Source organism: Mycobacterium sp. DHQP2018-32-09, from assembly GCF_058148405.1.
On the sequence record NZ_JBYVYK010000092.1, the window covers coordinates 1 to 7230 of the forward strand.

A 7230-nucleotide genomic window follows, 5' to 3' on the forward strand; every position below is an offset into this window, starting at 1 on the left:
CTCGCGGGCGTCGCCGCGGCGCTGCTCACCGACGGCGCCGACGCGCTGCGGGCGTTCACGCTGCGGGTCGGCACGCCGGTGGGCCCCATGCTCGCCCAGACCGCCACCGGGGTGGACGCGGCCCTGGACAAGCTCGGCGGCACGGCCCTGTTCGAGGCCAAGCTCGACGGCGCCCGCGTCCAGATCCACCGCCAGGACGACGCGGTGTCGATCTACACCCGCAGCCTCGACGACGTCACCGCCCGCCTGCCCGAGGTGGTCGCGGCCACGCTGGCGTTGCCGGTGCGCACGCTGATCGCCGATGGCGAGGCCATCGCCCTGCGCCCCGACGGCAGGCCCGACCGCTTCCAGGTGACGGCGTCGCGGTTCGGCCGCCGCGCCGGCCGCGACGCCCGCGCGGCCGCCCTGTCGGTGTTCTTCTTCGACCTGCTGCACCTCGACGGCGACGACCTGCTGGACCGGCCGACCACCGAGCGGCTCGCCGCGCTCGACGCCGTGGTGCCCGTCGCCCAGCGCGTCGACCGGCTGCTCACCTCCGACACCGAGGCCGCCGCGCGGTTCCTGGCCGCCACCCTGGCCGCCGGCCACGAGGGCGTCATGGCCAAGGCCCCGGGATCGCCGTACGAGGCCGGCCGACGGGGGGCGGGCTGGTTGAAGGTCAAACCCGTGCACACCCTCGACCTGGTGGTGCTGGCCGTCGAATGGGGCTCCGGCCGCCGCACCGGCAAGCTGTCCAACATCCACCTCGGCGCCCGCGATCCCGCCACCGGCGACCTGGTGATGCTGGGCAAGACGTTCAAGGGCATGACCGACGAGATGCTGGACTGGCAGACCGAACGCTTCCTCGCGCTGGCCGACGGGCCCACCGACGGCTACACCGTGCGGGTGCGCCCCGAGCAGGTGGTGGAGATCGCATTCGACGGCATCCAGGGGTCGACGCGCTACCCGGGTGGCATGGCCCTGCGGTTCGCGCGCGTGCTGCGCTACCGCGACGACAAGACCGCCGCCGAGGCCGACACCCTAGACACCGTGCGCGCCTTCTACGGTGACTCCCCCGACGACACGGCGAATGCGGGCGTTACGACCAATCCTCGCTGAGGCGATGACAGGATCGACGCATGGCAGCACCCACCTCCGAACGCATCGAGGACACCGTCGGCGACGTCACCTACGTCCGGACCGACCCGGACCTACCCCCGGTGGCCGTCATCGATCGCTCCCCCATCTCGCTCAAGCACAAGGTCGTCTTCGCCGTCATCGCCCTGCTCGGTGCCCTCGCGTGGGCCGTCATCGCGTTCTTCCGCGGTGAGACGGTCAACGCCGTCTGGTTCGTGATCGCCGCCATCTGCACCTACGTCATCGGCTACCGGTTCTACGCCCGCTTGATCGAGACGAAGATCGTCCAGCCCAAGGACGACGACGCCACCCCCGCCGAGGTGTTCGAGAACGGCACCGACTACCTGCCCACCGACCGGCGAGTGCTGTTCGGCCACCACTTCGCCGCCATCGCCGGCGCCGGCCCGCTGGTGGGCCCGGTACTCGCCATGCAGATGGGCTACCTGCCCGGCACCATCTGGATCATCGTCGGCGCACTGGTCGCCGGCTGCGTCCAGGACTACCTGGTGCTCTCGATCTCGGTGCGGCGCCGCGGCCGCTCGCTGGGTCAGATGGCGCGCGACGAGTTGGGCACCGTCGGCGGCGCCGCGGCCATCGTCGGCGTGCTCGTCATCATGGTGATCCTGCTGGCGGTGCTGGCGCTGGTGGTGGTCAACGCGCTTGCCGAGAGCCCGTGGGGCGTGTTCTCCATCGCCATGACCATCCCGATCGCGATCTTCATGGGCCTGTACCTGAGGTTCTTGCGGCCGGGCCGGGTCTCGGAGGTCTCCCTCATCGGCGTCGCGCTGCTGCTGCTGGCCGTCGTCGCGGGCGGCTGGGTGGCCGAAACCGACTGGGGCGTGCAATGGTTCACGCTGTCGAAGGTGACGCTGTCGTGGTGCATCATCATCTACGGCCTGGCCGCCTCCGTGCTGCCGGTGTGGCTGCTGCTGGCGCCGCGCGACTACCTGTCGACGTTCATGAAGGTGGGCACCATCGCGCTGCTGGCGGTCGGGATCGTGCTGGCCCGCCCCATCATGGAGGCGCCCGCCATCTCGACGTTCGCCACCAGCGGCACCGGTCCGGTGTTCGCCGGCTCGCTGTTCCCGTTCCTGTTCATCACGATCGCCTGCGGGGCCCTGTCGGGCTTCCACTCGCTGATCTCCTCGGGAACCACGCCGAAGCTGCTGGAGAAGGAAAGCCAGATGCGGCTCATCGGCTACGGCGGCATGCTCACCGAGTCGTTCGTTGCCATCATGGCGCTCATCACCGCCGCCATCCTCAACCAGCACCTCTACTTCGCGATGAACGCCCCCGCCGCGTCGACCGGCGCCACGGCCGAGACCGCGGCCACCTACGTCAACGGACTCGGCCTGTCGGGTGCGCCCATCAGCGGAGCCGAGTTGCAGGCCGCGGCCGACGGCGTCGGCGAGGAGACCATCATCTCGCGGACCGGCGGCGCGCCGACGCTGGCGTTCGGCATGTCCGAGGTACTGCACCAGGTGTTCGGCGGCACGGGCCTCAAGGCGTTCTGGTACCACTTCGCGATCATGTTCGAGGCGTTGTTCATCCTCACCACCGTCGACGCCGGCACCAGGGTGGCGCGCTTCATGCTCTCCGACGGGTTGGCCAATCTCGGTGGGCCGCTGAAGAAGCTGCGCAACCCGAGCTGGCGGGTGGGTGCCTGGGCGTGCAGCGTCGTCGTCGTGGTGGCGTGGGGCAGCATCCTGCTGATGGGCGTCACCGACCCCCTCGGCGGCATCAACACGCTGTTTCCGTTGTTCGGCATCGCCAACCAGCTGCTCGCGGCGATCGCGCTGACCGTCGTCACCGTCGTGGTGATCAAGCGTGGCCTGCTGAAGTGGGCGTGGATCCCCGGGGTGCCTCTGCTGTGGGATCTGGTGGTGACCATGACGGCATCGTGGCAGAAGATCTTCTCCGCCGACCCCAAGGTCGGCTACTGGTCTCAGCACCAGCAGTACGTCGACGCCAAGGAGGCGGGCAAGACGGCGTTCGGCGCCGCCAAGGACGCCGCCCAGATCGACGCCGTGATCCGCAATACGTTCATCCAGGGCACGCTGTCGATCGTCTTCGCGGTGCTGGTCGTGGTGGTCGTGGCCGCCGGTGTGGTGATGGCGCTGCAGGCCATCCGCGGCAAGGGCCGCCCGCTGTCGGTCGACGACCCGGTGCCCTCGCGGATCTTCGCACCGTCCGGCCTGCGCGCCACCGACGCCGAGAAGGAGGTGCAGGCCCAATGGGACGCGTTGCCGCAACCGCACGTCAGATCCGTTGGTACTGGCGCTCACTGATGGGTGACGACCTCTACGAGCGCTACGTCGCTCACCGCCGCCGCACCCATCCCGGCGAGCCGGTGCTCACCGAGCGGCAGTACTGGCGCATGCGCCATGCCGCGGTGGAGGCCAACCCGCAGACCCGCTGCTGCTGAGCGGGTCTCGCGGACTCGGCCCCGTCAGGACGCCCCCGTCAGGACTCACGGCGCGCGATGACGCCGCGCTCGGCCAGGTGCGCCGTCAGCGGGGCCACGCCACGGGTGAAGTGTTCGGCCATCGCCCGTCGCGCGGCCTCGGGGTCGCGCGCGGCCAGTGCGTCGATCACGGCGCGGTGATCCTCGATGGACCGAGTCGGCCAGCCCGGCAGCGTGGGGAACACCGATTCCGGCGCGTACCGCGTGATGACCGACATGAACTGCGTCAGCTTCGGGGAGTCCGCGGCCACGTTGACGGCGCGGTGGAACTCGTGGTTGAGCCGCACCGCCAGGTCGACGTCCGGTGTGCGATAGGCGGCTTCGAGTGCGTCCTGCACCGCCCGGATGGCCGCCACGTCGTCGTCGGTGACGTTGGCCGCGGCGCGGGCGGCCAACTCGCCGCCGATGTGGGCCTGCACACCCGCGACGTCGGCGAGGTCGCGCGCGGTGACCTCGACCACCATGAACCCGCGCCGGGGATGCTGCTCGAGCAGGCCCTCCGCCCGCAGGTTCAGCAGGGCCTCGCGGACCGGGGTGACGCTGATGCCGACCTCTGCGGCGAGCTGGTCCAGGCGCAGGTACTCCCCCGCCGGGTAGGTGCCGTCGAGGATGCGCCGCCGCACGTACCGTGCGACGTCGTCGGACAGTTGCGGACGTACCGCGAAGGCCTCAGAGCCGGTATTCATCGAGCAGGTTCTTGCTGATGATGGTCTTCTGGATCTCGCTGGTGCCCTCCCCGATCAGCAGGAACGGTGCATCGCGCATCAGCCGTTCGATCTCGTAGGACTTCGAGTAGCCGTAGCCGCCGTGGATCCGGAAGCTCTGCTGCGTCACCTCCGAGCAATATTCGCTGGCAAGGTATTTGGCCATGCCCGCGGCCACGTCGTTGCGCTCGCCGGAGTCCTTGAGGCGAGCGGCGTGCACCATCATCAGGTGCGCGGCCTCCACCTTGGTCGCCATCTCGGCGAGCTGGAACGCGATGGCCTGGTGGTCGGCGATCGGCTTGCCGAACGTCTCGCGCTGCTGGGCGTAACGCACGGCCAGCTCGAAGGCCCGCAGCGCCACTCCGCAGGCGCGGGCCGACACATTGACCCGGCCCACCTCGATGCCGTCCATCATCTGGAAGAACCCGCGCCCCGGCGCCTCGCCGAGCACGTCGCCGTCGGCCGCACGGTACCCGTCGAAGATCATCTCGGTGGTGTCGATGCCCTTGTACCCCAGCTTGTCGATCTTGCCGGGGATCGTCAGGCCGGGCGCGACTTCGCCGAAGCCCGCGGGCTTTTCGATGAGGAACGCGGTGAGGTTGCGGTGCGGCTTGTCCGCCCCCTCGTCGGTCCTGACCAGGGTGGCCACCAGGTGCGAGCTGGCGCCGTTGGTGAGCCACATCTTCTGACCGGTCAGCAGGTATCCCCCACCGGGGTCCCGGACGGCCCTGGTGCGAATGGCCGCCACGTCCGACCCCAGTTCGGGTTCCGACATCGAGAAGGCGCCGCGCACCTCACCGGTGGCCATCCGCGGCAGCAAGCGAGCGCGCTGTTCGGCGGTGCCGTGCCGACGGATCATGTACGCGACGATGAAGTGGGTGTTGATGACGCCCGAGACGCTCATCCAGCCCCGGGCGAGTTCCTCGACGCACAGTGCGTACGTCAGCAGCGATTCGCCCAGACCGCCGTACTCCTCGGGGATCATCAGCCCGAACAGTCCCAGCCGGGCCATGCCGTCGACGATGTCCTGCGGATAGGTGTCGTTGCGTTCGAGTTCTGCTGCCGCGGGAATGATCTCGCGATCGACGAAATCACGCACGGTGGCCACGATCTCGGCTTGGACGTCGGTCAGGCCCGCGGTCTGCGCCAGCTTGGTCATGCTCGCGTCACCCTCTCGAACACGGCGGCCAGACCCTGACCGCCTCCGATGCACATGGTCTGCAGGCCGTACCGTCCGTCGCGGGTGTGCAGGCCGCGCGCCAGGGTGGCCAGCATGCGTCCACCGGTGGCACCGACGGGGTGGCCCAGCGAGATGCCGGATCCGGCGACGTTGGTGCGCTCGGTATCCGCCGGGCCGAAACCCCATTCGCGCATGACGGCAAGCGCCTGCGCGGCGAATGCCTCGTTGAGTTCGATCAGATCCATGTCGGCCAGCGTCAGCCCGGCCTTGTCCAGCGCCACCCGGGTGGCGGGCACGGGGCCGATGCCCATGACGTCCGGCGGCACGCCTGCCACGCCCCAGGACACCAGCCGGACCAAGGGTTCCAGGCCCGCAGCGGCGGCCTTCTCCCGGGTGGTGACGATGCACATCGCGGCGGCATCGTTTTGGCCGCTGGAGTTGCCCGCCGTCACCGTGGCGTCCGGATCCTGTTTCACCAGAATGGGTTTCAGTCGCGACAGCACCTCCACGGTGGTGTCGGCGCGGGGGTGTTCGTCGGTGTCGATCAGCGACTCGCCGGTGCGGTCGGTCACCGGCACGCCGATGATCTCGTCGCGCAGCGAACCGTTGCGCTGCGCCGCGACCGCGCGTTGGTGCGATCGGACGGCCAGCTCGTCCTGCTCTTCGCGGGCGATCCGGTAGCGCCGCCGCAGATTCTCCGCCGTCTCGAGCATGCCCCCGGGGACCGGATGGTGCCTGCCGCCCGCGGTCGTGCGGCCCCGCGTCAGCGCGTCGTGCACCACGATCCCGGTTCGGGAACCGCCCCACCGCATGTCGGTGGAGTGGAACACCGCGTTGCTCATGGACTCCGCGCCGCCGGCCAGCACCAGGTCGTGCTGGCCGGACGAGACCTGCAGGCACGCCTGGATCACCGCCTGCAGGCCCGAGCCGCACCGTCGGTCGAGCTGCATGCCGGGAACCGTGACGGGTAGGCCGGCGTCGAGCGCGACGACGCGGCCGAGCGCCGGGGCCTCCATGCTGGGGTAGCAGTGTCCCAGGATCACGTCCTCGACCGTCTCCGGCTCGATCCCGGTGCGCGCCAACAGGCCTCGCAGTACTGCGACGCCGAGGTCGACGGCGGTCAGGGAGGTGAACATGCCGCCGTAGCGGCCGATGGGCGTGCGCACGGGTGCGCAGATGACGGCGTCACGGCTCATCAGACGTGCCGGCCACCCGTGACCTCGAGCACCGTGCCCGTCATGTAGGACGACAGGTCCGACGCCAAGAACAGCGCCACCTTGGCGACCTCGGCGGGCTCACCGGCGCGGCCCATCGGGATCTCGGCGAGCTTCTCGTCCCAGATGCGTTGCGGCATGGCCTCGGTCATGGCCGAGCGGATCAACCCCGGCTGGATGGCGTTGATTCGCACGCCCAGGTGCGCCACCTCCTTGGCCGCGGCCTTGGTCAGGCCGACGATCCCCGCCTTGGCGGCCGAGTAGTTCGTCTGACCGATCAGCCCGACCTTGCCCGAGATCGACGACAGGTTGACGATGGCACCGCTGCCCTGTTCCCGCATGATCGCCGCGGCGCTTCGGGTGCCGTTCCACGTGCCCTTCAGATGCACGGCGATCACCTGGTCGAACTGCTCCTCGGTCATCTTCCGCATGGTCGCGTCACGGGTGATGCCCGCGTTGTTCACCATGACGTCGAGCGACCCGAACGCCTCGACGGCCGCGCCGACGAGCCCATCGACGGCGGCGGAGTCGGTGACGTCGCAGCGCACGGCG

General features: G+C 69.9%; 7 protein-coding genes. 3 read left to right on the forward strand and 4 right to left on the reverse strand.

Translation table 11 applies throughout. The features are described 5' to 3' along the window. The 3 genes from AC30CM_RS26470 to AC30CM_RS26480 all read left to right on the forward strand — a co-directional run. The coding region (locus AC30CM_RS26470) for an ATP-dependent DNA ligase (RefSeq protein ID WP_490119888.1) at nucleotides 1-1098 on the forward strand (1098 nt) is incomplete at its 5' end. 20 nt (nucleotides 1099-1118) lie between these two features. Then, nucleotides 1119-3404 (forward strand): carbon starvation CstA family protein, encoded by a 2286-nt coding sequence (locus AC30CM_RS26475; protein WP_490119889.1) that lies wholly within the window; start codon nucleotides 1119-1121, stop codon nucleotides 3402-3404. Then, nucleotides 3404-3541: a CstA-like transporter-associated (seleno)protein gene (locus AC30CM_RS26480; protein ID WP_490119890.1), complete on the forward strand. Its 138-nt coding sequence runs from the start codon at nucleotides 3404-3406 to the stop codon at nucleotides 3539-3541. Before AC30CM_RS26475 ends, AC30CM_RS26480 begins: the two co-directional genes overlap by 1 nt. Before the next feature lie 38 nt (nucleotides 3542-3579). On the opposite strand, the gene AC30CM_RS26485 is transcribed toward AC30CM_RS26480, so the two are convergent. The 4 genes from AC30CM_RS26485 to fabG all read right to left on the reverse strand — a co-directional run. Continuing rightward, nucleotides 3580-4266, reverse strand: coding sequence for a GntR family transcriptional regulator (locus AC30CM_RS26485; protein ID WP_490119891.1), 687 nt, complete (start codon nucleotides 4264-4266; stop codon nucleotides 3580-3582). Further along, nucleotides 4250-5443 (reverse strand): acyl-CoA dehydrogenase family protein, encoded by a 1194-nt coding sequence (locus AC30CM_RS26490; protein ID WP_490119892.1) that lies wholly within the window; start codon nucleotides 5441-5443, stop codon nucleotides 4250-4252. Before AC30CM_RS26490 ends, AC30CM_RS26485 begins: the two co-directional genes overlap by 17 nt. Beyond that, nucleotides 5440-6660, reverse strand: a complete 1221-nt coding sequence (locus AC30CM_RS26495) for an acetyl-CoA C-acetyltransferase (RefSeq protein ID WP_490119893.1) — start codon at nucleotides 6658-6660, stop codon at nucleotides 5440-5442. Before AC30CM_RS26495 ends, AC30CM_RS26490 begins: the two co-directional genes overlap by 4 nt. Beyond that, nucleotides 6660-7230 (reverse strand): 3-oxoacyl-ACP reductase FabG (gene fabG, locus AC30CM_RS26500; RefSeq protein ID WP_490119894.1); only part of this gene is annotated, 571 nt, incomplete at its 5' end. The genes fabG and AC30CM_RS26495, both read right to left, overlap by 1 nt.